The 26,289-nt window shown below is 41.3% G+C and carries 31 protein-coding genes; all 31 read right to left on the reverse strand.

Annotated features, from left to right (window positions below):
• Positions 1-2: 2 nt before the first annotated feature.
• Entirely contained in the window at positions 3-566 is a 564-nt protein-coding gene (locus VTHSUH11_RS03600) for an adenylate kinase (RefSeq protein ID WP_004695145.1), read from the reverse strand.
• A 12-nt stretch (positions 567-578) separates the two neighbouring features.
• A complete protein-coding gene (secY, locus tag VTHSUH11_RS03605) occupies positions 579-1,841 on the reverse strand; it encodes a preprotein translocase subunit SecY (RefSeq protein ID WP_059364039.1) in 1,263 nt (420 codons plus the stop codon).
• A 1-nt stretch (position 1,842) separates the two neighbouring features.
• Positions 1,843-2,289, reverse strand: a complete 447-nt coding sequence (gene rplO, locus VTHSUH11_RS03610; RefSeq protein WP_059364044.1) for a 50S ribosomal protein L15 — start codon at positions 2,287-2,289, stop codon at positions 1,843-1,845.
• 22 nt (positions 2,290-2,311) lie between these two features.
• Positions 2,312-2,491 (reverse strand): 50S ribosomal protein L30, encoded by a 180-nt coding sequence (gene rpmD / locus VTHSUH11_RS03615; RefSeq protein WP_004695138.1) that lies wholly within the window; start codon positions 2,489-2,491, stop codon positions 2,312-2,314.
• A 14-nt stretch (positions 2,492-2,505) separates the two neighbouring features.
• Positions 2,506-3,009, reverse strand: coding sequence for a 30S ribosomal protein S5 (gene rpsE, locus VTHSUH11_RS03620; protein WP_005381688.1), 504 nt, complete (start codon positions 3,007-3,009; stop codon positions 2,506-2,508).
• A gap of 18 nt (positions 3,010-3,027) precedes the next feature.
• Positions 3,028-3,408 (reverse strand): 50S ribosomal protein L18, encoded by a 381-nt coding sequence (rplR, locus tag VTHSUH11_RS03625; RefSeq protein ID WP_005385510.1) that lies wholly within the window; start codon positions 3,406-3,408, stop codon positions 3,028-3,030.
• Between the two features lie 17 nt (positions 3,409-3,425).
• Positions 3,426-3,971 carry a 50S ribosomal protein L6 gene (gene rplF / locus VTHSUH11_RS03630; protein ID WP_059364045.1) on the reverse strand — a complete coding sequence of 182 codons (546 nt, stop codon included), beginning with the start codon at positions 3,969-3,971 and terminating at the stop codon, positions 3,426-3,428.
• A 24-nt stretch (positions 3,972-3,995) separates the two neighbouring features.
• Positions 3,996-4,382, reverse strand: a complete 387-nt coding sequence (gene rpsH / locus VTHSUH11_RS03635; protein ID WP_004695128.1) for a 30S ribosomal protein S8 — start codon at positions 4,380-4,382, stop codon at positions 3,996-3,998.
• A 27-nt stretch (positions 4,383-4,409) separates the two neighbouring features.
• Positions 4,410-4,679 carry a 30S ribosomal protein S14 gene (rpsN, locus tag VTHSUH11_RS03640; RefSeq protein ID WP_005377140.1) on the reverse strand — a complete coding sequence of 90 codons (270 nt, stop codon included), beginning with the start codon at positions 4,677-4,679 and terminating at the stop codon, positions 4,410-4,412.
• Positions 4,680-4,695: 16 nt separating this feature from the next.
• A complete protein-coding gene (gene rplE, locus VTHSUH11_RS03645; protein ID WP_059364048.1) occupies positions 4,696-5,235 on the reverse strand; it encodes a 50S ribosomal protein L5 in 540 nt (179 codons plus the stop codon).
• 23 nt (positions 5,236-5,258) lie between these two features.
• The gene (gene rplX / locus VTHSUH11_RS03650; protein ID WP_005385506.1) at positions 5,259-5,579 is read right to left on the reverse strand and encodes a 50S ribosomal protein L24; all 321 of its coding nucleotides are present in this window, start codon (positions 5,577-5,579) and stop codon (positions 5,259-5,261) included.
• A gap of 18 nt (positions 5,580-5,597) precedes the next feature.
• Positions 5,598-5,966 carry a 50S ribosomal protein L14 gene (gene rplN, locus VTHSUH11_RS03655; protein WP_004695117.1) on the reverse strand — a complete coding sequence of 123 codons (369 nt, stop codon included), beginning with the start codon at positions 5,964-5,966 and terminating at the stop codon, positions 5,598-5,600.
• A 24-nt stretch (positions 5,967-5,990) separates the two neighbouring features.
• Entirely contained in the window at positions 5,991-6,251 is a 261-nt protein-coding gene (gene rpsQ / locus VTHSUH11_RS03660) for a 30S ribosomal protein S17 (protein WP_059364053.1), read from the reverse strand.
• A gap of 39 nt (positions 6,252-6,290) precedes the next feature.
• Positions 6,291-6,494, reverse strand: a complete 204-nt coding sequence (gene rpmC, locus VTHSUH11_RS03665; protein WP_004695115.1) for a 50S ribosomal protein L29 — start codon at positions 6,492-6,494, stop codon at positions 6,291-6,293.
• Complete coding sequence (gene rplP, locus VTHSUH11_RS03670; protein WP_004695114.1) at positions 6,484-6,921, reverse strand: 50S ribosomal protein L16; 438 nt, start codon at positions 6,919-6,921, stop codon at positions 6,484-6,486. Before rplP ends, rpmC begins: the two co-directional genes overlap by 11 nt.
• Positions 6,921-7,586 (reverse strand): 30S ribosomal protein S3, encoded by a 666-nt coding sequence (gene rpsC, locus VTHSUH11_RS03675; protein ID WP_059364054.1) that lies wholly within the window; start codon positions 7,584-7,586, stop codon positions 6,921-6,923. The genes rplP and rpsC overlap by 1 nt, the downstream gene beginning before the upstream one ends.
• Before the next feature lie 16 nt (positions 7,587-7,602).
• A complete protein-coding gene (gene rplV, locus VTHSUH11_RS03680) occupies positions 7,603-7,938 on the reverse strand; it encodes a 50S ribosomal protein L22 (RefSeq protein ID WP_004695112.1) in 336 nt (111 codons plus the stop codon).
• A gap of 12 nt (positions 7,939-7,950) precedes the next feature.
• A complete protein-coding gene (gene rpsS / locus VTHSUH11_RS03685) occupies positions 7,951-8,232 on the reverse strand; it encodes a 30S ribosomal protein S19 (RefSeq protein WP_105092676.1) in 282 nt (93 codons plus the stop codon).
• 23 nt (positions 8,233-8,255) lie between these two features.
• A complete protein-coding gene (gene rplB / locus VTHSUH11_RS03690) occupies positions 8,256-9,086 on the reverse strand; it encodes a 50S ribosomal protein L2 (RefSeq protein ID WP_059364056.1) in 831 nt (276 codons plus the stop codon).
• 26 nt (positions 9,087-9,112) lie between these two features.
• The gene (gene rplW / locus VTHSUH11_RS03695; protein ID WP_059364057.1) at positions 9,113-9,397 is read right to left on the reverse strand and encodes a 50S ribosomal protein L23; all 285 of its coding nucleotides are present in this window, start codon (positions 9,395-9,397) and stop codon (positions 9,113-9,115) included.
• Complete coding sequence (gene rplD / locus VTHSUH11_RS03700; protein ID WP_105092677.1) at positions 9,397-10,020, reverse strand: 50S ribosomal protein L4; 624 nt, start codon at positions 10,018-10,020, stop codon at positions 9,397-9,399. Before rplD ends, rplW begins: the two co-directional genes overlap by 1 nt.
• 26 nt (positions 10,021-10,046) lie before the next feature.
• A complete protein-coding gene (rplC, locus tag VTHSUH11_RS03705) occupies positions 10,047-10,688 on the reverse strand; it encodes a 50S ribosomal protein L3 (RefSeq protein WP_059364064.1) in 642 nt (213 codons plus the stop codon).
• Between the two features lie 12 nt (positions 10,689-10,700).
• On the reverse strand, positions 10,701-11,012 hold the full coding sequence (rpsJ, locus tag VTHSUH11_RS03710; protein ID WP_004695100.1) for a 30S ribosomal protein S10: 312 nt from the start codon (positions 11,010-11,012) through the stop codon (positions 10,701-10,703).
• Positions 11,013-11,194: 182 nt separating this feature from the next.
• Positions 11,195-12,382 (reverse strand): elongation factor Tu, encoded by a 1,188-nt coding sequence (tuf, locus tag VTHSUH11_RS03715; protein ID WP_105092678.1) that lies wholly within the window; start codon positions 12,380-12,382, stop codon positions 11,195-11,197.
• Positions 12,383-12,432: 50 nt separating this feature from the next.
• Positions 12,433-14,508: an elongation factor G gene (gene fusA, locus VTHSUH11_RS03720; protein WP_105092679.1), complete on the reverse strand. Its 2,076-nt coding sequence runs from the start codon at positions 14,506-14,508 to the stop codon at positions 12,433-12,435.
• 15 nt (positions 14,509-14,523) lie between these two features.
• A complete protein-coding gene (rpsG, locus tag VTHSUH11_RS03725; RefSeq protein ID WP_004693556.1) occupies positions 14,524-14,994 on the reverse strand; it encodes a 30S ribosomal protein S7 in 471 nt (156 codons plus the stop codon).
• A 52-nt stretch (positions 14,995-15,046) separates the two neighbouring features.
• Complete coding sequence (rpsL, locus tag VTHSUH11_RS03730; protein WP_004693554.1) at positions 15,047-15,421, reverse strand: 30S ribosomal protein S12; 375 nt, start codon at positions 15,419-15,421, stop codon at positions 15,047-15,049.
• 76 nt (positions 15,422-15,497) lie between these two features.
• Positions 15,498-15,743 carry a ribosomal L7Ae/L30e/S12e/Gadd45 family protein gene (locus tag VTHSUH11_RS03735; RefSeq protein ID WP_105092680.1) on the reverse strand — a complete coding sequence of 82 codons (246 nt, stop codon included), beginning with the start codon at positions 15,741-15,743 and terminating at the stop codon, positions 15,498-15,500.
• A gap of 365 nt (positions 15,744-16,108) precedes the next feature.
• Positions 16,109-20,314, reverse strand: coding sequence for a DNA-directed RNA polymerase subunit beta' (gene rpoC / locus VTHSUH11_RS03740; RefSeq protein WP_059364076.1), 4,206 nt, complete (start codon positions 20,312-20,314; stop codon positions 16,109-16,111).
• A 29-nt stretch (positions 20,315-20,343) separates the two neighbouring features.
• Positions 20,344-24,498, reverse strand: coding sequence for a DNA-directed RNA polymerase subunit beta (gene rpoB, locus VTHSUH11_RS03745; protein ID WP_105092681.1), 4,155 nt, complete (start codon positions 24,496-24,498; stop codon positions 20,344-20,346).
• A gap of 334 nt (positions 24,499-24,832) precedes the next feature.
• Positions 24,833-26,248 (reverse strand): aspartate ammonia-lyase, encoded by a 1,416-nt coding sequence (locus VTHSUH11_RS03750; RefSeq protein WP_059364080.1) that lies wholly within the window; start codon positions 26,246-26,248, stop codon positions 24,833-24,835.
• Positions 26,249-26,289 lie beyond the last annotated feature (41 nt).

The following is a 26,289-nucleotide window of genomic DNA, read 5'->3' on the forward strand; positions in this document are numbered from 1 at the left end:
GATTATTTCTCCAACGCCTTAATGATGTCAGCAAATACTGCGTCTACATCTTGTAAACCATTGATTTCTTGATATAAACCGCTATTACGATAGTAATCAATCAAAGGTTTAGTAGATTCTTCGTACACAGCAAGACGTTTCTGTACTGTTTCAGGGTTATCATCAGCACGATTTTCAAGAACTGCTCGTTCACTAATGCGTTTAACAAGTTCCTCAGATGGAACATTTAAGTTAAGCACAGCGTCCAAAGAAATTCCTAATTCTTTAAGAATTGCATCCAAGGATACAGCTTGTGCTGTAGTTCTTGGGAATCCATCAAGAATGAATCCAGATTTGCAGTCATCTTTAACCAAACGATCACGTACGATACCAACAGTTACACTGTCAGGTACCAGTTGACCAGCATCGATATATTTCTTAGCCTCAACTCCAAGAGGTGTTTCGTTCTTAATCGCAGCGCGGAACATATCACCAGTTGAAATTTGGGGAATACCGTATTTTTCAATAAGTCGAGCAGCCTGTGTGCCTTTACCAGCACCAGGAGGTCCCATTAATAAAATATACATTCTGTTTCCCTCCTATTTTACAAAGCCCTTATAGTGGCGTGTTACCATAAGCGACTCAATTTGTTGCATTGTATCAAGTGCTACACCTACAACGATCAAGAGAGCTGTACCACCAAAGTATACGCCTTGCACGCCTGTAATTGTACCGAGGAAGTTCGGTATAATAGCGACGATAGCTAAGAATACAGCACCGGCCAATGTAATCTTGGTCATCACGTTATCCACATAATCAGCAGTAGGTTTACCCGCACGAATACCTGGGATAAAACCACCGTATTTTTTCATATTATCTGCCATATCTGTAATGTTGATAGAGATTGCAGTATAGAAGTATGTAAATATAAAGATCAATATTGCATACAATGCCGTTTGTAACGGCGTTCCCCATGTAAATAGATCCGCAATTTTATGAACAATATCATTGTCGATAAATTGTGCAATCGTTACAGGGAACATCAACACAGATGACGCAAAGATAATTGGAATTACACCTGCCTGATTGACTTTCAACGGCAAGAATGTAGAGTGGCCACCGTACATTTTACGACCTACTACGCGTTTTGCGTATTGAATCGGAATGCGGCGTTGGCCTTGTGTAACAGCTACTACAACAGCAATCATTGCAATAGCAATTACAGCGAATAAGAATGCTTGGAACATATTAATTGTTCCTGTTTGTATATATTGGTAAATGGTTTGAAGACCATCTGGTAATCGAGCTACGATACCAGCAAAGATAATCAAAGAAATACCATTACCAATGCCATATGCTGTGATTTGTTCGCCAATCCACATCAACAAGCATGTGCCTGCTGTTAGGATAATAGCAACAACAAATACACTAAGGATATCATTATTTACGAGAGCGGAATTTGCACGTAGTGCAAAAGCCATGCCAAAGGCTTGAACAAAACCTAAAACAACCGTACCATAACGAGTTACCTTCGCAATTTTTTTACGGCCATCCTCACCATCTTTACTCCACGCTTCAAACTGTGGAACTACAGCTTGAAGTAGTTGCATGATGATGGAAGCATTAATGTAAGGGGTAATACTCATTGCAAAGATAGAGAACTTACTTAGCGCACCACCAGCAAACAAGTCTAAAAGACCGAATAGGTTACCGGATGTGAACAAAGATTCAATAACAGATGCATCTACACCTGGTACAGGGATATGAATGCCGGCTCTAAATACAGCAAACATCATCAATGTGTACAAAATTTTGTTGCGCAACTCGGTAATCTTAAAGATGTTCGAGAGGCTATCTAGCAAACTAGATCACCTCAACTTTTCCGCCTGCTGCTGTGATTTTTTCTTCAGCAGATTTAGTGAAGCCATTGGCAATAACAGTTAGATTTTTAGTTTCCAAAGAACCATTACCTAAGATACGAATGCCATCGCGTACATTTTTCAAAATACCAGCTTCAATAAGAGCTACTGGATCAACAACTGCACCATCTTCAAAACGGTTCAATTGTTCAACGTTAACTTCAGCATATTGTTTAGCAAAAACACTGTTGTTGAAACCGCGTTTTGGTAAACGACGATAAAGAGGCATTTGGCCGCCTTCAAAACCGGAGCGAACGCCACCGCCGGAACGGGAGTTTTGACCTTTTTGACCACGACCAGATGTTTTACCCAAGCCAGAACCTAAACCACGGCCTACACGAGTACGAGTTTTTTTGGAACCAGCAGCTGGTTGTAATTCATGAAGTTTCATTCAGTGCACCTCCTTATCAGTATTAAACTTCTTCAACTTTTACTAAATGTCTAACTTTGTGAAGCATACCTTCGATTTGAGGTGTCACTTCTTTTACAACTTGAGAATTAGTTTTTTTCAAGCCCAAAGCTTTAACTGTCGCGCGTTGATCTTCAGGACGACCGATTAAGCTTCTTGTTAATGTTACTTTAACTTGTGCCATTTCTTGTCTCCTTATTACGCGTTATAGATTTCTTCAACGGATTTACCACGAAGTTCAGCAACTTCGCTAGCGCGTTTCAAATCTTTCAAACCTTCGATTGTAGCACGAACCATATTGTTAGGGTTAGAAGAGCCCAAAGATTTAGTCAAGATGTTACGAACACCTACTAATTCCAATACGGCACGAACAGGGCCACCAGCGATAACGCCAGTACCTTCAGCAGCTGGTTTCAAGAATACGCGGCCTGCACCGAATACGCCTGTTACGCTGTGAGGGATTGTACCATTTTTAATTGCTACGTTTACGATATTTTTCTTAGCATCATCGATACCTTTGCGGATAGCTTCAGGTACTTCCGCAGCTTTACCTAAGCCAACGCCTACATAACCGTTGCCATCACCAACAACTACAAGAGCGCTGAAGGAAAAACGACGACCGCCTTTAACTACTTTGGCTACGCGGTTGATGAATACTACTCTTTCTTTAAGATCAAGACTGGTGTAGTCAATTCTCGCCATGTCTATAGTTCCTCCTTCTTAGAATTTTAAGCCTGCTTCACGAGCACCTTCTGCAAGGGCTGCTACGCGACCATGATAAATGTAACCACCACGGTCAAACACTACTGTGTCAATACCTTTAGCGATAGCTTTTTTAGCAACTGCTTCACCAACAGCTTTAGCAGCAGCTACGTTACCACCATAGGATAAATTTAAATCTTTATCTAGAGAGCTAGCAGCTACCAATGTAGTACCTGCTACGTCATCAATAACTTGTGCGTAAATATTGCTCAAGCTACGGTATACGTTTAAACGTGGGCAAGTTGCCGTACCAGAAATATGGCGGCGAATACGAAGATGACGTTTTGCTCGAGCGATGTTTCTACTAGATTTACGAGGCAAGATATTCACTCCTTTCATTTATATAGATGATATTACTATTTACCTTTTGCACCAGCTTTACCAGCTTTACGACGAACAACTTCGCCTTCATAGCGGATACCTTTACCTTTGTAAGGTTCTGGTTTTCTCCATTTACGGATATCAGCTGCTACTGCGCCTACAACTTCTTTGTCTGCACCAGACACAACGATTTTGTTAGGAGCTGGAACTTCAATTGTAATACCAGCTGGAGCTTTCATCTCTACTGGGTGAGAGAAGCCAAGTGTAAGAGCTAATTTATCGCCTTGTTTAGCCGCTCTGTAACCAACACCGTTGATTTCAAGAGTTTTTGTAAATCCTTCTGCTACGCCTGTTACCATATTAGCAACAAGAGCGCGAGTCAAACCGTGAAGGGCACGATGAGCTTTGTCTTCGGAAGGACGAGCTACTGTGATTGTGTTACCTTCTACAGTGATGATCATATCTGGATGCAAATCGCGAGATAATTCACCTTTAGGACCTTTTACATTCATATGATGGTTATCATATGTAACAGTAACGCCTGCAGGAATCTCGATAGGCATTCTACCGATACGTGACATTATTTCTACCTCCTATTGCTACTATTACCAAACGTATGCGATTACTTCGCCACCAAGACCTTCTTTACGAGCTTGTTTGTCGCTCATAACGCCTTTGGATGTAGAAATAACTGCGATACCCAAACCACCAAGTACACGAGGAAGTTCTTCCTTCTTCGCGTAAACACGTAAACCAGGTTTGGAAATACGTTTAATTCCTGTAATAACTTTTTCGTTATTGGAACCATATTTCAATGTTACTTTTAAAGTGTTTTCTTCTTTTTCTACGTTCTTTACGAAACCTTCTTGTAAAAGGATGTCAAGAACTGCTGCTTTCATTCTAGATGCAGGAATGTTTACCGTTTCGTGAAGTGCAGCATTTGCATTACGGATGCGCGTAAGCATATCCGCGATAGGATCGGTCATTACCATAATCTAAAAACCTCCTCTCGTCTAATATTACCAGCTGGCTTTTTTAACACCAGGAATTTGTCCTTTGTACGCCAATTCACGGAACGCAATACGGCTGATACCGAATTTACGCATATAGCCGTGAGGACGACCAGTTAAGTTGCAACGATTGTGCAAACGTGTTGGGGACGCATTAGCTGGTAATTTGGACAAGCCTTCATAATCACCTGCCGCTTTTAACGCCGCACGTTTAGCTGCATATTTTTCAACGATTTTAGCGCGTTTCTTTTCGCGTTCAATCATAGATTTTTTAGCCATCTATATGTTCCTCCTATTATTTTTCAAAAGGCATACCGAATTGAGTCAACAATTCACGAGCTTCTTCATCTGTATTAGCACTTGTTACGATAATGATATCCATACCAGTAACGCGTTCTACCTGATCATATTCGATTTCAGGGAAGATGAGCTGTTCTTTAAGACCCAAAGCGTAGTTACCACGGCCATCGAATGCAGTTGCGCTGATACCGCGGAAGTCACGTACACGAGGTAATGCCGCATTGATCAATCTATCAAGGAATTCATACATGCGTTCGCCACGAAGAGTAACTTTTGTACCCAACGCCATACCTTCACGAACTTTGAAGTTCGCAATGGATTTTTTAGCTTTTGTGATTACAGGTTTTTGACCAGCGATGATAGTCAAATCATGTACTGCTGCTTCCAATGCTTTCGCATTGCCTACTGCATCACCAACGCCGATGTTGATAACGATTTTTTCCAATTTTGGAATTTCCATTACGTTGCCGTATTGGAATTTTTCTTGCATACTCTTTTTAATTTCAGAGTTGTATTGTTCAAATAAACGAGACATTTATGTAGCTCCTCCTTTCCTGATTATTTAAGTACTGTACCGGATTTAACAGTTGCACGAACGAATTTACCGTCTTTACCTTCAACTTTTTTGATACGAGTAGCTGTTTTAGTTTCTGGGTCAACGATCATTACGTTAGAAACATGGATGCCAGCTTCTTTAGTAACGATGCCGCCTTGTGGGTTAGCTTGAGAAGGTTTTGTGTGACGTTTTACAGTGTTAACGCCTTCAACAAATACGCGTTCTTTTTTAGGTTCAGTTGCGATTACTGTACCTTGCTTACCTTTATCTTTACCGGAGATAACAACAACTGTATCGCCTTTTTTGATTTGTAGTTTAGCCATATGCTGCGTTCCTCCTTCTTATAATACTTCTGGAGCCAAAGAAACAATTTTCATGAAGTCTTTTTCACGAAGTTCTCTAGCTACAGGTCCAAAGATACGAGTACCACGAGGGGTCTTGTCATCTTTAATAACTACTGCTGCGTTTTCGTCGAAACGGATATAGGAACCGTCTTGACGTCGGATACCTTTTTTAGAACGAACAATAACAGCTTTGACTACGTCGCCTTTCTTGACAACGCCACCGGGTGATGCATCTTTTACAGAAGCAACGATTACGTCACCGATATTGCCGAATTTGCGATAAGAACCGCCCATGACTTGGATGCACATAATACGTTTTGCACCAGTGTTGTCGGCAACATTCAAAATTGTTTGTTGCTGGATCATCGTCTATTCCTCCTTACATCACTCTTATTTTTGTCTTTCAAGAATTTCAACAACTCTCCAACATTTATCTTTAGAAATTGGACGAGTTTCTACAATTTTTACTGTATCGCCAATACGGCACTCATTATTTTCATCATGAGCTTTGAAGCGTTTAGTGCTAACCATTGGCTTGTTATATAATGCGTGAGGTACTTTACGTTCTACAGCAACAACAACAGTTTTATTCATTTTGTCGCTAACAACTTTACCTACGCGGACTTTACGTACGTTTCTTTCTTCTGCCACGATTTTAAGCCTCCTTTTCAACCTTTAACAAATCTGTTATTATGCGTTTTCAGATTTAAGTTCAACTTCACGTTGTACAGTTTTAATACGAGCGATTGTCTTCTTAACTTCACGAATGCGCATAGGATTTTCTAATTGACCTGTTGCAAGCTGAAAACGGAGGTTAAATAACTCTTCCTTAAGACCGGAAACCTTTTGTTCCATTTCGGCAGCGCTCATATTGCGAATGTCATTAACCTTCATTTACGTCACCACCCAATTCTTTACCCTTAACAACAAATTTGCATTTGATTGGAAGTTTATGGCTTGCAAGACGCATAGCTTCACGAGCTGTAGCTTCTGGCACACCGTCCATTTCAAACATTACACGACCTGGTTTAACTACTGCTACCCAGTATTCAGGAGAACCTTTACCGGAACCCATACGAGTACCAGCTGGTTTAGCTGTGATCGGTTTGTCAGGGAAAATTTTAATCCATACTTTACCACCACGTTTGATATAACGAGTCATAGCAATACGGGCAGCTTCGATTTGACGGTTTGTGATCCAAGATGGTTCGCATGCTACCAAGCCGAACTCACCATGAGACACTGTATTACCGCGCATAGCACGACCTTTCATACGGCCGCGGAATTGCTTACGATGTTTTACGCGCTTTGGAATAAGCATTACTTGCCACCTTCTTCCTTCTTAGCAGGTTGTTTTGCTTCTGGCAAAACTTCACCTTTGTAAATCCATACTTTAATGCCGATACAACCGTATGTTGTATGAGCTTCAGCAGTACCGTAGTCGATATTTGCACGAAGTGTATGCAAAGGAATGGAACCTTCACGGTAGGATTCGCTACGAGCGATTTCAGCGCCGCCAAGACGACCGCTTACCATGATTTTGATACCTTTTGCACCTAAGCGCATTGTACGACCTACAGCTTGTTTCATTGCACGACGGAAACCGATACGGCGTTCCAATTGGCCAGCAATATTTTCTGCAACCAAGATTGCATCCATGTCTGCTTGTTTAATTTCTGCGATGTTAACGTCCACTTGTTTGTCAGTGAAACGAGTCATTGCTTTTTTGATATCTTCGATACCAGCACCACCACGACCGATAACCATACCTGGTTTTGCAGTGTGGATAGTCAATTTAATACGTTTATTTGTACGCTCGATTTCAATGCGGGAAATACCAGCAATGAAAAGGGTTTCTTTCAAGAAGTTACGAATTTGAACGTCTTCATGAAGATTAGCAGCGAAATCTTTTTCTGCATACCACTTTGCGTCCCAATCTTTTACGATACCGACACGCAAACCGTGTGGATTAACTTTTTGACCCACTCTGTTTCCCTCCTTCTTAAGCTCTTTCTTTAACTACTACTGTTACGTGGCTAGTGCGTTTCAAAATTTTGAAAGCTTGTCCACGGGAACGAGGATGAATACGTTTCAATGTAGGACCTTGATCAACGAAGATCTCGGATACATATAAGTTATCCACATTCATATCAAAATTGTGTTCAGCATTTGCGATTGCAGAACGCATTACTTTTTCAACTACATCAGCGCCAACTTTCGGAGTGAACTTCAAGATGGCAAATGCTTCGCCGATGTTTTTACCGCGCACTAAATCAGCTACGATACGGATTTTACGAGGCGCGATTCGGATATGTCTAGCGATTGCTTTTGCTTCCATTAATTATTCCTCCTATTTTCTGCCTGTAGATTTTTCGTCCTTACCATGACCTTTATAAGTACGTGTAGGAGCGAACTCACCTAATTTATGACCTACCATATCTTCTGTAATGAATACAGGTACGTGTTTGCGACCATCATGCACAGCAATTGTGTGGCCTACAAAACTTGGGATAATAGTAGAGGCACGGGACCAGGTTTTAACAACTTTCTTTTCGTTAGTTTCGTTTAAAGCATCAACTTTCTTAAGCAAATGATCTGCTACGAAAGGGCCTTTTTTAATAGATCTGGACACTATTTTATCTCCTTTCCTTTATCCTATTTTGTACGACGTTTAATGATCAAGCTATTAGAAGCTTTTTTCTTGTCGCGAGTTTTAACACCATGTGCTGGTTTGCCCCAAGGTGTAACAGGATGTTTACGACCAACAGGAGATTTACCTTCACCACCACCATGTGGATGGTCACAAGGGTTCATTACAACACCACGGTTACCAGGACGAACGCCCATCCAACGATGACGACCAGCTTTACCAATTACTTGGTTGCTGTGATCAGTATTGCCTACAACACCTACAGTTGCACGGCATTCTTGACGTACGCGGCGCATTTCGCCAGATGGTAAACGAAGAATAGCATAGCCATTATCTTTACCCATCAATTGAGCGGATGTACCAGCGGAACGAACGATTTGACCGCCTTTACCGATTTTTAATTCGATATTGTGGATTTGAGTACCGTCTGGGATATTAATCAATGGTAAGCAGTTACCAGGTTTAATATCGGATTCAGGACCGGAGAATACTACGTCACCAACTTTTAAGCCGTTTGGAGCTAAAATGTAACGTTTTTCACCATCAGCGTAGTTAAGCAAAGCGATACGAGAGGAACGGTTAGGATCATACTCGATTGTTGCTACTTTAGCTGGAATATTATCTTTAGTACGTTTGAAGTCAATGATACGGTATTGACGTTTATGACCGCCACCTTGGTGACGAACTGTCATTTTACCAGTATTATTACGACCACCTTTTTGGGAAATCTTAGCGAGCAAAGATTTTTCTGGTTTGCTTGCAGTGATTTCGTCGAAGGCGGATACTGTCATAAACCGGCGACCAGCGGAGTACGGTTTAAATGATTTAATTGCCATTAGTGGGCCTCCTTACAACTAGACTCTTAGACACCTTCAATTAATGCAATGGATTCGCCAGCTTTTAAAGTTACGATAGCTTTTTTGTAATCGCTACGTTTACCTTGTGTACGACCCATGCGTTTAGTTTTGCCTAAAACGCGAATAGTAGCTACTTTTTCTACTTTTACATTGAAGATTTTTTCAACAGCTTGACGGATTTGCACTTTGTTTGCAGTCAAAGGCACACGGAAAGTGTATTTGCCTTCTTCCATAAGCTTAGTGGATTTTTCGGTAATAACCGGACGGATTAGTACATCATGTAATTGCATTATCCAAGTACCTCCTCGATTTTTGCGACAGCGCCTTTAGTAATGAAGAGCTTATCGTAATGAAGAAGATCGAAAATGTTCATACCTTCGCAAGCCAAAGCTTTAACACCTTGAATATTGCGAGCGGAACGTTCAACATTTACATCACCTTCAGTGATGAACAATACTTTTGCATCACCAACATTGAAGCTATTGATAATATTCAACACTTCTTTAGTTTTAGGAGCTGCTAATGTGATTTCTTCCAAAACGTATAAATCGCTATTATTTACCTTATCGCTAAGAGCAGATTTAACTGCCAAACGTCTAGCCTTACGAGGCATAGCTTTGTAATAGCTGCGAGGTTGTGGACCAAATGTAGTACCGCCACCAATCCAGATTGGGGAACGGCTGGAACCGGAACGTGCGCGACCAGTACCTTTTTGTTTCCAAGGTTTGCGGCCACCGCCACGAACCATACCTCTAGTTTTTGTTGCATGTGTGCCGAGACGTTCGTTAGATAATTGACGAACTACGGCTTGATGCATTACGGCTTCGTTTACTTCAACGCCGAATACTGCATCGTTTAACTGTATTTCACCGACTTTAACGCCGGATTGATTATATGTTGCTACTGTAGGCATTACATAATCCTCCTTTCGACAAATGATTATTTAACAGGTTTAACCGTGTTGCGAACCATAACCAAGCTACCTTTAGCGCCTGGGATACCACCTTTAACCAATAAAAGGTTACGTTCAGCATCAACTTTCACAACGGATAAGCGTTGTACGGTAACTCTGTAACCACCCATTTGTCCAGGGAGTTTTTTACCTTTGTATACCTTACCGCCGCCACCGGAGATCATAGGACCGATGGAACCAGGTTCACGGTGAGATTTGGAGCCATGAGTTTCAGGACCACGGGAGAAATTATGGCGTTTAATTGTGCCAGCAAAACCCTTACCTTTACCTGTACCTACTACGTCCACCAATTCACCTTCTGCGAAGATATCAGCTGCCAGAGTTTGGCCTACTGTGTAGTCAGCTGCATTGTCAACGCGAACTTCGCGAAGATATTTCACTGGAGCTACGCCAGCTTTGTCGAACTGACCTTTTACAGGTTTTGTTAAATGTTTTTCTTTAATGGAACCGTAACCAATTTGTACTGCTTCATAGCCGTCTGTTTCAACAGTCTTAACGCGCACTACAACGCTTGGGGTAGTTTCCACTACTGTTACAGGAACTAATTGGCCTTCAGCTGTGAAGACTTGTGTCATTCCTAATTTTTTACCCAAAATAGCTTTAGACATTATCGCACCTCCTTATAGTTTTATTTCAATAGATACACCAGCTGGTAAATCTAAACGAGTGATAGCATCTACTGTTTTCGAATTTGGTTCAAGAATATCGATCAAGCGTTTATGTGTACGCATTTCGAATTGTTCACGAGAATCTTTGTTAACGTGTACGGAACGAAGAATCGTGAAGATATTCTTTTCTGTTGGCAATGGAATCGGACCAGATACCATAGCGCCATTTCTTTTTGCAGTGTCTACGATCTTAGCAGCGCTTTGATCGAGAGCTTTGTGGTCGTATGCCTTAAGGCGAATACGGATTTTTTGCTGTTTAGCCATTATTAATAATTCCTCCTGTCGTCCATTTCGTGAATGAACTGCTCCATAGAAATTCTCCTCCGCAGAGGCAACCTTCTACTTCATAGTTTGAAAACACAACACGAGAGCGGCAAAACATGCCGCTCTTACATGTCGTGGGTATTGTGCTCAACGTATCACTACGATGAGCATAAAAAGTTAAATTAACCTTCGATTGCTGTTACTACGCCAGCGCCTACAGTGTGGCCACCTTCGCGGATCGCGAAACGAAGACCTTCTTCGATAGCGATTGGAGTGATCAATTCGATATCCATTGTTACGTTATCGCCAGGCATACACATTTCTACACCTTCAGGAAGGTTTACAACACCTGTTACGTCTGTTGTACGGAAGTAGAATTGTGGACGGTAGTTGGAGAAGAATGGAGTATGACGGCCACCTTCTTCTTTAGTCAAAACGTATACTTCTGCTTTGAACTTAGTGTGTGGTTTGATGGAACCTGGTTTAGCCAATACTTGACCACGTTCGATGTCTTTACGGTCAACACCACGAAGCAATGCACCAACGTTGTCACCTGCTACTGCAGAATCCAAAGTTTTACGGAACATTTCAAGACCAGTTACTACGTAGGAGTCAGCTTTTTCTTTCAAGCCTACTACTTCTACAGTGTCACCTACGTTTACTTGACCACGTTCAACACGGCCAGTTGCTACTGTACCACGACCAGTGATTGTGAAAACGTCTTCCACAGGCATCAAGAAAGGTTTGTCAGTATCACGAACTGGTGTTGGGATGTAGGAGTCTACAGCGTCCATCAATTCGTCGATTTTAGCTACATATTGAGCATCGCCTTCCAAAGCTTTCAAAGCGGAACCTACAACGATAGGTACTTCGTCGCCAGGGAATTCATAGGAGGAAAGAAGTTCACGAACTTCCATTTCTACCAATTCGATCAATTCTTCGTCGTCAACCATGTCAGCTTTGTTCAAGAATACTACGATTGCAGGAACACCAACTTGGCGAGCCAACAAGATGTGTTCGCGAGTTTGTGGCATAGGGCCATCAGCTGCGGAACATACCAAGATAGCGCCGTCCATTTGAGCCGCACCAGTGATCATGTTTTTAACATAGTCAGCATGGCCTGGGCAGTCAACGTGTGCATAGTGACGGTTAGCAGTTTCGTACTCAACGTGTGCAGTGTTGATTGTGATACCGCGTTCACGTTCTTCTGGAGCTTTATCGATCATGCTGTAATCTTGGAAGTCAGCTTGGCCTTTTTCAGCCAATACTTTTGTGATTGCAGCAGTCAAAGTAGTTTTACCATGGTCAACGTGACCGATTGTACCGATGTTAACATGCGGTTTCGTACGTTCAAATTTTTCTTTAGCCATTTTAAATTATCCTCCGAGGAAAATAGTAATTCTATTAATCTAATGTAAGATTAACCATTTTTCTTTGCTTGAATTTCTTCAGCAATTTTCTTAGGAACTTCTTCGTAATGATCGAATGTCATGGAGTAGTTACCGCGACCTTGAGTTTTAGAACGAAGGTCAGTTGCGTAACCGAACATTTCGCTCAATGGAACATATGCTTTGATATGTTGGGAACCATTACGAGCTTCCATGCCGTCCATGCGGCCACGACGAGAGTTCAAGTCACCGATAACGTCACCCATGTATTCTTCAGGAACGTCTACTTCTACGGACATGTATGGTTCAAGCAATGCAGGATCTGCTTTGCGAGCACCTTCTTTAAAGCCCATGGAACCAGCGATTTTGAAGGCCATTTCGTTGGAGTCAACGTCATGGTAGGAGCCGTCAAACACGATAACTTTGATGTCAACCATTGGATAACCAGCGATAACACCGGATTCCATAGCTTCTTTAACACCGTTTTCTACAGGTCCGATGTATTCACGAGGAATTGCACCACCTACGACCTTATTTTCAAATTCGAAGCCAGCACCTGGTTCTTGTGGAATCAATTCCAACCAGCAGTGACCATATTGACCACGACCACCAGATTGACGTACGAATTTACCTTCAGCTTTAACAGCTTTACGGATAGTTTCGCGATATGCTACTTGAGGTTTACCTACGTTACAATCTACTTTGAACTCACGGTTCATACGGTCAACGATGATATCCAAGTGAAGTTCGCCCATACCGGAGATAATAGTTTGACCTGTTTCTTCATCAGTACGAACTTTGAAAGTAGGATCTTCTTCTGCCAAACGTGCAAGAGCTGTACCCATTTTTTCTTGGTCAGCTTTTGTTTTAGGTTCAACAGCAACGGAGATAACTGGTTCAGGGAATTCCATGGATTCAAGGATTACAGGAGATTTTTCATCACACAATGTGTCGCCTGTAGTAGTATCCTTCAAGCCAACCGCCGCAGCGATGTCACCAGAGTATACGCGTTCGATTTCTTTACGGGAGTTAGCGTGCATTTGAAGAATACGGCCGATACGTTCTTTTTTACCTTTAGTGGAGTTGAAAACGTAAGAACCGGATTCCAATGTACCGGAGTACACACGGAAGAACGCTAATTTACCAACATAAGGGTCAGCCATGATTTTGAATGCCAATGCAGAGAATGGCTCTTCATCGGAAGAAGGACGAGTTGTTTCTTCTTCAGAACCAGGAATTACACCTTTAATAGCTGGGATGTCAATTGGAGCTGGCATGTAATCGATTACAGCGTCCAATAACATTTGTACACCTTTGTTTTTGTAGGAAGAACCACAAAGAACTGGGAACAATTGGTTAGCAATAACTGCTTTACGCAATGCTGCTTTCAACTCTTCAACAGAAATTTCTTCGCCTTCCAAGTATTTCATCATGATATCGTCATCTGTTTCAGCAATAGCATCGATCATCATTTCACGACGAGCTTCTGCTACTTCTTGATATTCAGCTGGGATTTCAGTGATTTCAAATTCTTTACCGTCATCGGATAAGTAAATTTCCGCTTTCATTGTCATCAAGTCGATGATACCTTTGAAAGTATCTTCAGAACCGATTGGGACTTGAATAGCTACGGAATTTGCACCTAGACGAGCTTTCATCATGTCAACTACGTTAAAGAAGTCAGCACCTACAGTATCCATCTTATTTACATAAGCGATACGAGGCACACCGTAGTTAGAAGCTTGACGCCATACTGTTTCGGATTGTGGTTCAACGCCGCCTTTAGCACTGAATACCGCAACAGAACCGTCAAGTACACGTAAAGAACGTTCTACTTCTACAGTAAAGTCAACGTGACCAGGAGTATCGATGATGTTGATACGATGTTCTTTCCATTGACAAGTTGTCGCAGCAGAAGTGATTGTGATACCACGTTCTTGTTCTTGCTCCATCCAGTCCATCGTAGCAGCGCCTTCATGTACTTCGCCGATCTTGTGAACGATACCTGTATAGTAGAGGATACGTTCTGTAGTTGTTGTCTTACCAGCATCGATGTGGGCCATGATACCGATATTACGAGTTTTTGCTAAGGAAAACTCTCTTGCCACAGTTGTCACCTCTTATTACCAACGATAATGAGCAAATGCTTTATTAGCTTCTGCCATTTTATGAGTATCTTCTTTTTTCTTGATTGCAGCGCCTGCATTGTTGAAAGCGTCCATCAATTCGCCTGCTAAGCGTTCTTTCATAGTGCGTTCACCACGAAGACGAGCATAGTTTACAACCCAGCGAATGCCGAGTGTTTGACGGCGATCAGCACGAACTTCAACTGGCACTTGGTAGTTCGCACCACCGATACGGCGAGCACGTACTTCAAGTACAGGCATAACATTTTTCAATGCTTGATCAAAAACTTCCATTGGGTCTTGACCCATTTTGGAACGAATAATTTCAAATGCATCATATACGATAGTTTCAGCAATGCCTTTTTTGCCATCGTACATAACTTTGTTAATGAAACGTGTTACTAATTTGCTGTTGTACACCGGATCTGGAAGTACATCACGTTTCGGAACAGGGCCTTTTCTTGGCATGTTCAATTCCTCCTTTATAATGATGTGTGTTTATTTCGTTTAATGGCTAAAATTATTTTTTAGCTTTTTTCGCGCCGTATTTGGAACGACTTTGCATACGATTTTGTACGCCAGCTGTATCCAATGCACCACGAACGATGTGATAACGCACACCTGGAAGGTCTTTTACACGACCGCCTCTGATAAGTACAACACTGTGTTCTTGTAAATTGTGACCAATGCCTGGAATGTAAGCAGTTACTTCAATAGCGTTTGTCAAACGTACACGGGCAACTTTACGAAGCGCGGAGTTTGGTTTCTTTGGAGTAGCTGTGTACACACGAGTACATACACCACGTTTTTGTGGAGATTCTTGAAGCGCTGGAGCTGTAGATTTTTTAGTCAAGCTCATGCGGCCTTTGCGTACTAGCTGATTAATTGTTGGCATTTGGGCACCTCCTTTCCAAATTTGAGATTTATAATTGATCCGTCATAACAAATTGTTACATCGGATATTACCGAGATTAACGTAGGATGCCTACCGCTGTGGCCCGCACCTTAATGCGGCACGCACGACCAAGGTCATCCATCGTATGCTTATCGTCGAACGGTATATTATGTTCCACGCAAGCCATCCGTACAGGATCTACTACGCAGCTATCGCTATCGCAGCCGAGAAACACAAACTTAACAGAGCCTTTTGCAATTGATTTAATCGTTTGCTTAGCACCTATTGTCTTGTTCGCCGATGCCAAATGGGCAATGTCCATGGTTACATCTTCTCCTTACGAAACTATGCTCAGGGCGCACTTGCCCTCTAAGCACTATGTAAGTATATCAATTACTAAAACGCATGTCAAAGGTTTTTTCACACTCAAAGCCGCTATTTCACTGTATTTAATATGTACACTTATCCGTGTGTATCATTTTAATGAATTACATGTAGTCTATACGTTTTTTTATGCAATTATCGATTAATTCACTTATTTTTATACGTTTTATACATATCCAATTCAATTAATGCAGTTTTATTATGCGAAATTGATATAATAGAAAAAGAGATATTCCTAGATCAAATAATGACCGAAGAATATCTCTTTTGAGTTAGCTATACATTGCTAAGCAATATATAAGCTTATTCTCCTATGATTTCACCATCATCAGTTAATTCTAAAATTTCAGGAGCCTTCTTAACTACTTCAATTTTGCGGTAACGGCTCATACCGGTACCAGCAGGAATCAACTTACCAATGATAACATTTTCCTTAAGACCCAATAATGGATCGATTTTGCCTTTAATAGCAGCATCAGTAAGAACACGAGTCGTTTCTTGGAAAGATGCAGCAGACAAGAAGGAATCTGTAGCCAAAGCAGCTTTGGTAATACCCAACAATGTGCGCTTACCTGTAGCATTTTCTTTGCCATTTAATGTGAGACGACGGTTTTCTTCATCAAATGTATTGATGTCAATCATATCACCTGGAAGCATATCAGCATCGCCAGCTGTTTCAATTTTTACTTTATGAAGCATTTGACGAACAATAACCTCGATGTGTTTATCGTTAATTTCTACACCTTGAGATTTATATACTTTTTGTACTTCGTATACAAGGTAACGTTGTGTAGCTTGTGTACCCATTACACGCATGATGTCATGAGGGTTAATAGAGCCTTCTGTTAAACGTGCACCCAAGGATACTACATCACCGTCTTTAACGATAATGCGGGAACCATAAGGGATGAGGTAGTCGAGTTCAATACCGTCTTCACCAGTGATAAAGATAGTGTTTGTACCTTTTTTACCTTCGTTAGGTACAACGCGAACCACACCTTCATTTTCCGCGATGATAGCATTACGTTTCGGTTTACGCGCCTCGAACAATTCTTCGACACGAGGCAAACCTTGAGTAATATCGTCACCTGCGACACCACCTGTATGGAATGTACGCATTGTTAACTGTGTACCAGGTTCACCGATGGATTGAGCTGCAATGATACCAACAGCTTCACCAACTTGGACTTGGTTGCCTGTACCAAGATCACGACCATAACACTTACGGCATACGCCATAAGGGCTGCGACATGTCAATACGGAACGAATCTTAACGATATCGTAATGTTTTACAACTTCGTCAGCAAGGTCTTCTGTGATTTCGCCATTCAATGGAACGATAACTTCACCAGTTTCCTTGTTAACTAATTCTTCAGCTGCAATACGACCTACGATACGATCTTTTAATGGTTCGATAATACCAGTACCTTCAACAATAGCTTCAACTTCGATACCGTTGATTTCATTATTGCGTACTTGTACTTCTTTTACATCGGAGTTAAGAATAGCTTCTATCCCCTCTTCTGTAAGGCGTGTGTCAGCAGGGTAGATTTCTACACCATGGCTATCCACAATAGCATGTACAGTATCCTTATTTAACATATTTTGAACCATAGTTTCTTTCAATGTTGCACGGATGCTGTCATCACTTTCACCAAGAAGAATTTTTTGAACCAAATTAGTATGGTTAATATCGCTATCGGAGCCTAAATGTGCACCGCGTAAGGAAATTGCAGTTACACCAGCATCTGCGATATCGGACAAGCTTTGTTCATCAAGAATAGTTTCTGCAGGAACCGCTAATTCACCAGTTTCAGCATTCACTACATCTTTGTCGAGAACGCGACCAATTAATTTATCTTTCAACATTTCAAGAGCTTGACGAGGAGAAGTCGCCAAACGAGCACGTTCACGAACCAAGTCGATACCAACTACGTCACAATCGTCCTCACGAACGATAACATCTTGAGATACATCAACGAGGCGACGAGTCAAGTAACCGGAGTCAGCTGTACGAAGAGCTGTATCGGCCAAACCTTTACGAGCACCGTGAGAGGAAGTAAAGTAATCCAATACAGTCAAGCCTTCTTTAAAGTTTGCTTTGATTGGTAAGTCGATGATACGACCAGATGGATCGGCCATCAAACCACGCATACCAGCAAGCTGACGGATCTGTTGTTTGTTACCACGGGCACCAGAGATAGCCATCATGTAAACAGGGTTGAAGCCATCTTTGTCGCGCGCCATATTATCCATCATAGCCTCAGTAACATCTTCTGTTGCTTTTGTCCATAATTGGATGGTTTTGCGGTAGCGTTCTTCTTCCGTAATCAAACCACGGCGGTACATACGGGATACTTTTTCTACCTCTTGCTCTGCTGTATCAAGTAATTCGAATTTAACTTCTGGTACTTTAATATCAGCAATCGCTACGGTCATACCCGCACGACGTGCAAAGGAATAACCAAGAGATTTAATTCTATCTAAAAGTTCAGCTGTCTTTTCATTGCCAAATAATTGGAAACATTGGTCAACTAATTTACCAACCGTTTTCTTATCCATAACCTTACCCAAGGAGTAAGTGCCATCTTCTTTTTGTGCATATTGCCACAATTCTGGGAATAGTGCATTGTTGAAAATCAGACGACCTGCAGTAGTTTCTACGCGGCCATATTCAGGCATACGGATATAAAGAATATCTTGCAAGCCGATGATACCTGCTTCATAGGCAAGCATAACTTCGTCATAAGTAGCAAATGTTTTTGCCTTTTCGCGAGTATCTTCACGTACAACTGTTAAGTAGTATGTACCCAAAATCATATCTTGAGAAGGTACCGCTACTGGTTTACCGTCTTTTGTAGATAAGATATTATGGCTGGAAAGCATCAATGTACGAGCTTCTGCTTGAGCCTCTACGGACAATGGTAAGTGACACGCCATTTGGTCACCATCAAAGTCGGCGTTGAAGGCTGTACATACTAATGGATGCAATTTGATAGCACGGCCTTCCCAAAGGATTGGTTCGAAAGCTTGGATACCAAGTCTGTGCAATGTAGGGGCACGGTTCAAGAGAACTGGATGTTCTTTGATTACCTCTTCCAAAGATTCCCATACGCCAGGGCCGATTCTCTCAACTTGGCGTTTAGCAGCCTTGATGTTGGACGCTTGACCGCGTTCTACCAAACGTTTCATAACGAATGGCTTGAACAATTCCAATGCCATTTCTTTTGGCAAACCACATTGGTGCATTTTAAGTTCAGGACCTACTACGATAACGGAACGACCGGAATAGTCAACACGTTTACCGAGCAAGTTTTGACGGAACCGACCTTGTTTACCTTTTAGCATATCGGATAAGGATTTCAATGGACGGTTACCAGGACCTGTTACAGGGCGACCACGACGACCGTTATCGATCAATGCGTCAACAGCTTCTTGAAGCATACGTTTTTCATTGCGCACGATAATATCAGGTGCACCTAAGTCTAACAAACGTTTCAAGCGATTGTTACGATTGATAACACGACGGTATAAATCATTAAGATCGGATGTAGCGAAACGACCACCATCTAATTGAACCATTGGGCGCAATTCAGGTGGGATAACAGGAACGATGTCCATAATCATCCATTCTGGACGGTTGCCAGATTGACGGAATGCTTCTACTACTTCTAAGCGACGAACCGCACGAATTTTACGTTGACCACTAGCAGTGTTCAACTCTTCGCGTAATTCAGCATTTAATTGTTCCAAATCAAGTTCAGCCAATAATGCTTTTACCGCTTCTGCACCCATGTCGATACATACGAATAAGATTTCTTCTGTAGCACCTAATTCGTAACGTTCTTCACGAGTTAACTCTTCATATTCTTTATCTGCTTCTGGAATTGTAGCATCTTCACGAAGTGCTGCGTTATAACGTTCTTTACGTTGTGCTTCACGAACGATAGCCAAACGTTCATTACGTTGTGCCACAGTTTCAATAACTACAGATTTGCCACCAATGGAATATCCATCTTCATTGAATTGAGCTTCGTATTCACGGTATTCTTGTTCAGATAACAATTGACGTTTTGCCAATGGGCTACCTGCAGGATCAACTACGATGTAGGAAGCAAAATACAATACACGTTCCAAGGAACGTGGGGATACATCAAGGATGAGACCCATACGAGATGGGATACCCTTGAAATACCAGATATGGGATACAGGTGTAGCCAATTCAATATGGCCCATACGTTCACGACGTACTTTTGCACGAGTTACTTCTACGCCACATTTATCACAGACTACGCCTTTATGGCGAATACGTTTATATTTACCGCAGTGACATTCCCAGTCCTTTGTTGGTCCAAAAATGCGTTCGCAAAATAGACCATCACGTTCTGGCTTTAACGTACGGTAGTTAATTGTTTCAGGTTTTTTAACTTCCCCATGAGACCATTCTAAGATTTGCTCTGGAGAGGCTAAACCGATTCGCATGGAATCAAATTCATTTACGTCTAGCACTACTATCGCTCCCTTCCTTATATTCAGTGTCAGTCTTCATTATGAGAGGGTTCACTAATTGGGAATGCTAATTGGCTAAGAATATCATCATCTCCGCCGTTAGAAACCTCGATTTCTTCCTCTGCTTCTGGGTCTACTACTGTTACTTCATCTGTTTCAACAGCACTGCCGTCCATAACATCTTCAATACCAGTTTCTACCACTTCATCTTCGTCATCAAGTTCTTTCATAACAACTTCTTCTTGATCTTCGTTCAAGATTTTTACATCAAGACCGATACTTTGAAGTTCTTTGAGCAATACTTTAAAGGACTCAGGTACACCTGGTTCAGGGATATTTTCGCCTTTAACGATTTTTTCGTAAGCTTTCACACGACCAACAACGTCGTCAGATTTAACAGTTAACAGCTCTTGAAGAGTATAAGCTGCACCATATGCTTCGAGAGCCCACACTTCCATTTCCCCGAAACGTTGACCACCGAACTGAGCTTTACCGCCCAATGGTTGTTGTGTAACAAGGGAGTACGGACCAGTGGAACGAGCATGGATTTTATCATCAACCAAATGGTGAAGTTTCAACATGTAAACGTAACCAACAGTTACACGGTTATCCATTGGTTCACCAGTACGACCATCGTACAATACCGTTTTGCCGTCATCGGAACGACCAGCAATTGCCAATGTTTCGAAAACATCTTTTTCGTGCGCGCCGTCAAATACAGGTGTAGCAATATGAATACCTGCTACATCAGGTTTTGGCATGCCATATGTATCGTAATCGTAACCGAGTTTTTCTAAATCTGCACGGATTTCAACACGTTTAGCACGAGCTTCTTCAATATGATTTAATGTAGCTTTTACTTTATTAATACCTTCTAATTCTTCTACTAATACAGGATCCATTTCAGGTGTTTCTTCTTCAGTACCGAAATATTCCATATGAAGATCATGGTATTTAGTTTCAATAGCTTTTAATTCCGCATAGCGTTCTTCGCCACCTAGAGCAGCAAATTTCTTCTTCGCCGCTTCTTCTACATGTTCAAGAATTTGAGTTTTCAAGCTAATGATTTTTTCGTCAATTTCGAAATGAGATGTAGTCACATCTTCAGCAATTTTCGCTTCTAACTCTTGAATTTCTGCATATAGATTGCGAATTGAATCAATTTCTTCCCAATAAGATGCATCTGTACGAGCCTCTTTCAACACGTTTTGAATATGAAGGTCTGTAGCTTTGATTTTCATACCCAAGCCTTGAACAGCCCAACCTAAGTGAGTTTCAAGAACCTGACCGATATTCATACGAGAAGGTACGCCCAATGGGTTCAATACGATTTGTACTGGAGTACCATCAGGAAGGAATGGCATATCTTCTTTTCTCATAACGCGAGAAACGACACCTTTGTTACCATGACGCCCCGCCATTTTATCGCCTTCGTGAATTTTACGTTTTTGAGCGATATATACACGAACAAGTTTATTTACACCTGGTTGTAAATCATCGCCATTTTCACGAGTAAACACCTTAACGTCAACAACTTTACCACATTCGCCATGAGGCACACGCAAGGATGTATCGCGAACTTCGCGTTCTTTATCACCAAAGATAGCACGTAATAAACGTTCTTCAGGAGTAAGTTCAGTTTCACCTTTTGGTGTTGCTTTACCAACTAAAATGTCGCCAGGATGTACTTCTGCACCGATGCAGATGATACCTTCTTCATCCAAGTTTTTAAGTGTGTCATCACCAGTATTAGGCAATTCACGAGTAATTTCTTCAGCACCTAATTTAGTGTCTCGCGCATCACATTCGTATTCTTCAATATGAATGGATGTATAGATATCTTCTTTGCAAAGTTCTTCACTAAGTAAGATTGCATCTTCGTAGTTGTAACCTTCCCACGGCATGAACGCTACAAGAACGTTATAACCCAGTGCCAATTCGCCGCCATCAGTAGCTGGACCATCAGCCAAAACTTGACCTTTTACAACATGATCGCCACGATTAACGATTGGTTTTTGGTTAAAGCATGTGGATTGGTTAGAGCGAAGGAATTTGTTTAAACGGTATGTATCAACACGACCATCGCTATCACGAAGAACGTGAATTTCATTACCCCAGCAACGTACAACTTTACCTGCTTCACGCGCTAACACGCAAACGCCGGAGTCAGTAGCTGCTGTATATTCCATACCTGTACCAACAAGTGGAGCTTGCGCGCGCAAAAGTGGTACCGCCTGACGTTGCATGTTCGCACCCATCAAGGCACGGTTAGCATCGTCATTTTCAAGGAATGGAATCATAGCTGTACCGATAGATACAACTTCTTTTGGACTAACGTCCATATAGTCAACCTTGTCAGGTGTAACTTCTAATACGTCATGACCACGACGACAAGCTACATGCTCAGTAGCAAAACAGCCCTCTGCATCGAGTGGGGAGTTCGCTTGGGCAATAGTCATGCCTTCTTCTTCATCGGCAGTCATGTAAGCAACGCTTTCAGATACGCGCACTTTAACAACTTTATCTGCATCTGCACCTTCGCCATAGATTTTTTCAACCTTACGATATGGAGCTTCGATAAAGCCAAACTCATTTACCTTCGCATAGTTAGATAAGGAGTTGATCAAACCGATGTTAGGACCTTCTGGTGTTTCGATTGGACACATACGGCCATAGTGAGAGTGATGCACGTCACGAACTTCGAAGCCTGCACGCTCACGAGACAAACCGCCAGGACCAAGGGCAGATAGACGACGTTTGTGAGTCAATTCTGCTAATGGATTTGTTTGGTCCATGAACTGGGACAACTGGGAAGAACCAAAGAATTCTTTGATGGCTGCCACTACTGGACGAATATTAATCAATGCTTGTGGCGTGATAGATTCAATTTCTTGAATCGTCATACGTTCACGAACAACGCGTTCCATACGAGTTAAGCCAATACGGAATTGGTTTTGTAACAATTCGCCTACACAACGGAGACGACGGTTACCCAAATGGTCGATATCATCTGTATGACCAGCACCATCCATCAAGTTCAAGAGATAAGAGATGTTTGCGATCATATCTTCTCTTGTAACTGTACGATGATTAAAGTCTAAATTGCAGTTGTTGCAAATGATTTTAGACACAACGCCATCAGAGTTAGTAATATAGAATTCAGCAAAACCTTCACCACTGAATACACCACTGTTAGCAACGATATCAAGTTGTTCTTCCCCAACTTGTACACCTGCATCAAGGATGATTTCCCCAGTTTCAGTATCAATAATTGGTTGTGCCAATGTTTGGCCCAACATACGTTGGCGCCAACCCAATTTTTTATTTAATTTATAACGACCTACGCGAGCCAAATCATAGCGACGAGCGTCGAAGAATAAATTATCGAATAAATTACGAGCAGATTCTACAGTAGGTGGTTCGCCTGGACGTAATTTTTTATAGATTTCTACCAATGCTTCATCAGCAGATTGAGTAGTATCCTTCTCTAATGTGCGAACGATACGTTCATCATATACTGGTAAACCATCTTCGTCGGTTTGACCGTTCCAGAACAAATCGAGGATACTTTCATTAGTATTCCAACCTAATGCACGAACAAGTACAGTAGCTGGTAATTTACGGTTGCGGTCAATACGAACAGCAATGATTTCGCTGGCATCCGTTTCTAATTCGATCCAAGCACCACGATTTGGGATAACTGTGGATTCATATAAACGGTTCCCCATTGTATCGATTTCTTTACCATAGTACACGCCAGGGGAACGTACCAATTGAGATACGATAACACGTTCTGCACCATTGATAATGAAAGTACCTGTATCCGTCATCAATGGGAAATCACCCATGAATACTTCTTGTTCTTTAATGTCCATATTTTCAGGATCATTATTAACTAAACGGATATTTACACGAAGTGGTGCTGCGTATGTAGCATCACGATTTTTACACTCATTAATATCATACTTAGGTTCACCTAAGCTGAAACCTTCAAAAGAAAGTACTAAATTACCTGAATTGTCTTTAATCGGAGAAATATCGTTGAAAATATTTTGTAAACCGCTCTCCAAGAACCATTCGTACGATTTACGTTGAATGTCCAACAAATGCGGCATCTTAATAACTTCGTTAATTTTTGCATATGTATAACGAGTCCGTTTGCCTACCTGTTCAGGTTTGAACATATTTGCTTTCCCTCCTTCAAATACACTGGTCCACCATATTTCTATAACGGCATAGAAAAGACATCTTACAGGTCTCAGTTTTCCTGCTTTAATAACGCCAAATAAGCAAGGCCCTTTTTAGATTAAAAAATAACCTTGCTCCGTTCATTATCCAAGCACAACCTTGGAAGAAAACCCTTAATACGTAAGTTATAGCTTCTACATGGAAAAGTAGAAAATGCTACTTTTGCAATTTATAATTTTATCATCATATAAAAAAGCTGTCAACAAAAGGGTTGACAGCTTCTATATTTTCATAATTTATTCATGACGCATTATAAAATAATGAATCAGATTAATTGCCTTTATTTTTTAACAACTTTGCCCCTGCAATACCAGGGCGAGTCATTTCCTTAGGAGAAAGAATATGATTGATTTCATCTTCAGTCAATAAACCTTGATCCAAGATAATATCGCGAATAGCACGACCAGATGTATAAGCATCTTTAGCCAATGCAGATGCAGTTTCATAGCCAAGATGTGGTAATAATGCTGTTACGATACCAACAGAACGATTCAACCAGTATTCACATTGTTCACGATCTACTTCAAGATCCACCAACAATTTATCAACAAATGTATTTACACCATTTTTGAGGTAGCAAAGATTATTGAACAAATTGTACGCCAATACAGGTTCCATTACGTTCAGTTCAAACTGACCATTTTCTACAGCCAATGTAATAGTAAGATCATTACCGATAACTTGGTAACATACTTGGTTTAATACTTCGGCAATAACTGGATTTACTTTACCAGGCATGATGGAGGATCCAGGTTGACGAGCAGGCAATTTTAATTCCCCAATACCACAACGAGGACCAGACGCCATCAAGCGGAAATCATTGGCCATTTTAATTAATACAAGAGCCGTTACTTTCAATCCGCTAGAAATATCAGCAAATACGTCTGTATTGTTAGTAGCATCGATTAGGTTTTCAGCAGTGTAGAATGGTTCACCTACTACTTCGCTAAGTTCATACGCAACATCTTGAATATAATTAGGTTCAGCATTGATACCTGTACCAACTGCAGTAGCCCCCATGTTAATTACATGCGCACCTTCAACGGCAGATTTAATACGTTTAATACCACGACGGATACCAGATGCATAAGCACCCATTTCTTGCCCCAATGTGATTGGCACCGCATCTTGTAAGTGAGTACGACCCATTTTCAAAATTTCACTGTATTCATCAGCCTTTTTTTCAAGCTCATCAACGAGGCGTTGCAATGCAGCAAGTAATGGTTTAGATTTTAAAATTGCACAAACCTTGATAGCTGTTGGGAACGCATCATTTGTAGATTGCGCCATATTACAATGGTTGTTAGGACTTACGATATCATAGCTTCCCTTTGGATGGCCCAAAATTTCACAAGCCCGATTAGCCAATACTTCGTTCATATTCATGTTTACAGAAGTACCAGCACCACCTTGGATTGGATCTACTGGGAATTGATCCGCAAATTGGCCTGCAATCACTTCATCAGCAGCTTGAACAATGGCTTTACCAACAGATACATTGAGTCGACCTGTTTTCATATTAGCCAATGCAGAGGCTTTTTTCACCATTGCCAATGCGATGATAAAGTCATGGTCTAAATGTTTACCTGTAATGTGAAAGTTTTCTAATGCACGAATTGTTTGCACACCATAATATAGCTCATCAGCAACTTCTAATTCGCCTAGGAAATCATGTTCTTTTCTCATAACAATCCTTCTTTCATTTATTCTTAAATAGACAAAATACA

It is taken from the genome of Veillonella tobetsuensis, assembly GCF_002959935.1.
In the GTDB taxonomy this organism is placed as follows: Bacteria; Bacillota; Negativicutes; order Veillonellales; family Veillonellaceae; genus Veillonella; species Veillonella tobetsuensis.

Coding starts and splice junctions, on each gene's coding strand:
- rplC (WP_059364064.1), bottom strand. CDS start 10,688: ATGTCTAAAGCTATTTTGGGTAAAAAATTAGGAATGACACAAGTCTTC.
- VTHSUH11_RS03750 (WP_059364080.1), bottom strand. CDS start 26,248: ATGAGAAAAGAACATGATTTCCTAGGCGAATTAGAAGTTGCTGATGAG.
- rplF (WP_059364045.1), bottom strand. CDS start 3,971: ATGTCACGTATCGGTAGAATGCCTATCGAGATTCCTGCAGGCGTTACT.
- rpmD (WP_004695138.1), bottom strand. CDS start 2,491: ATGGCACAAGTTAAAGTAACATTAACAAGAAGCTTAATCGGTCGTCCT.
- rplX (WP_005385506.1), bottom strand. CDS start 5,579: ATGGCTAAACTACAAATCAAAAAAGGCGATACAGTTGTTGTTATCTCC.
- VTHSUH11_RS03735 (WP_105092680.1), bottom strand. CDS start 15,743: ATGGACATTGCCCATTTGGCATCGGCGAACAAGACAATAGGTGCTAAG.
- rplV (WP_004695112.1), bottom strand. CDS start 7,938: ATGGAAGCAAAAGCAATCGCTAGACATATCCGAATCGCGCCTCGTAAA.
- rplW (WP_059364057.1), bottom strand. CDS start 9,397: ATGCAATTACATGATGTACTAATCCGTCCGGTTATTACCGAAAAATCC.
- rpsE (WP_005381688.1), bottom strand. CDS start 3,009: ATGGCGAGAATTGACTACACCAGTCTTGATCTTAAAGAAAGAGTAGTA.
- VTHSUH11_RS03600 (WP_004695145.1), bottom strand. CDS start 566: ATGTATATTTTATTAATGGGACCTCCTGGTGCTGGTAAAGGCACACAG.
- rplD (WP_105092677.1), bottom strand. CDS start 10,020: ATGCCTACAGTAGCAACATATAATCAATCCGGCGTTAAAGTCGGTGAA.
- rplO (WP_059364044.1), bottom strand. CDS start 2,289: ATGAAACTTCATGAATTACAACCAGCTGCTGGTTCCAAAAAAACTCGT.
- rpoB (WP_105092681.1), bottom strand. CDS start 24,498: ATGTTCAAACCTGAACAGGTAGGCAAACGGACTCGTTATACATATGCA.
- rplB (WP_059364056.1), bottom strand. CDS start 9,086: ATGGCAATTAAATCATTTAAACCGTACTCCGCTGGTCGCCGGTTTATG.
- rplP (WP_004695114.1), bottom strand. CDS start 6,921: ATGCTTATTCCAAAGCGCGTAAAACATCGTAAGCAATTCCGCGGCCGT.
- rpsG (WP_004693556.1), bottom strand. CDS start 14,994: ATGCCAAGAAAAGGCCCTGTTCCGAAACGTGATGTACTTCCAGATCCG.
- rpsH (WP_004695128.1), bottom strand. CDS start 4,382: ATGGTAATGACCGATCCTATCGCGGATATGCTTACGCGCATCCGTAAT.
- tuf (WP_105092678.1), bottom strand. CDS start 12,382: ATGGCTAAAGAAAAATTTGAACGTACGAAACCGCATGTTAACATCGGT.
- rplR (WP_005385510.1), bottom strand. CDS start 3,408: ATGAAAGGAGTGAATATCTTGCCTCGTAAATCTAGTAGAAACATCGCT.
- rplE (WP_059364048.1), bottom strand. CDS start 5,235: ATGTCTCGTTTATTTGAACAATACAACTCTGAAATTAAAAAGAGTATG.
- rpsN (WP_005377140.1), bottom strand. CDS start 4,679: ATGGCTAAAAAATCTATGATTGAACGCGAAAAGAAACGCGCTAAAATC.
- rplN (WP_004695117.1), bottom strand. CDS start 5,966: ATGATCCAGCAACAAACAATTTTGAATGTTGCCGACAACACTGGTGCA.
- rpsL (WP_004693554.1), bottom strand. CDS start 15,421: ATGCCAACAATTAATCAGCTAGTACGCAAAGGCCGCATGAGCTTGACT.
- rpmC (WP_004695115.1), bottom strand. CDS start 6,494: ATGAAGGTTAATGACATTCGCAATATGAGCGCTGCCGAAATGGAACAA.
- rpsJ (WP_004695100.1), bottom strand. CDS start 11,012: ATGGCTAAACAGCAAAAAATCCGTATTCGCCTTAAGGCATACGACCAC.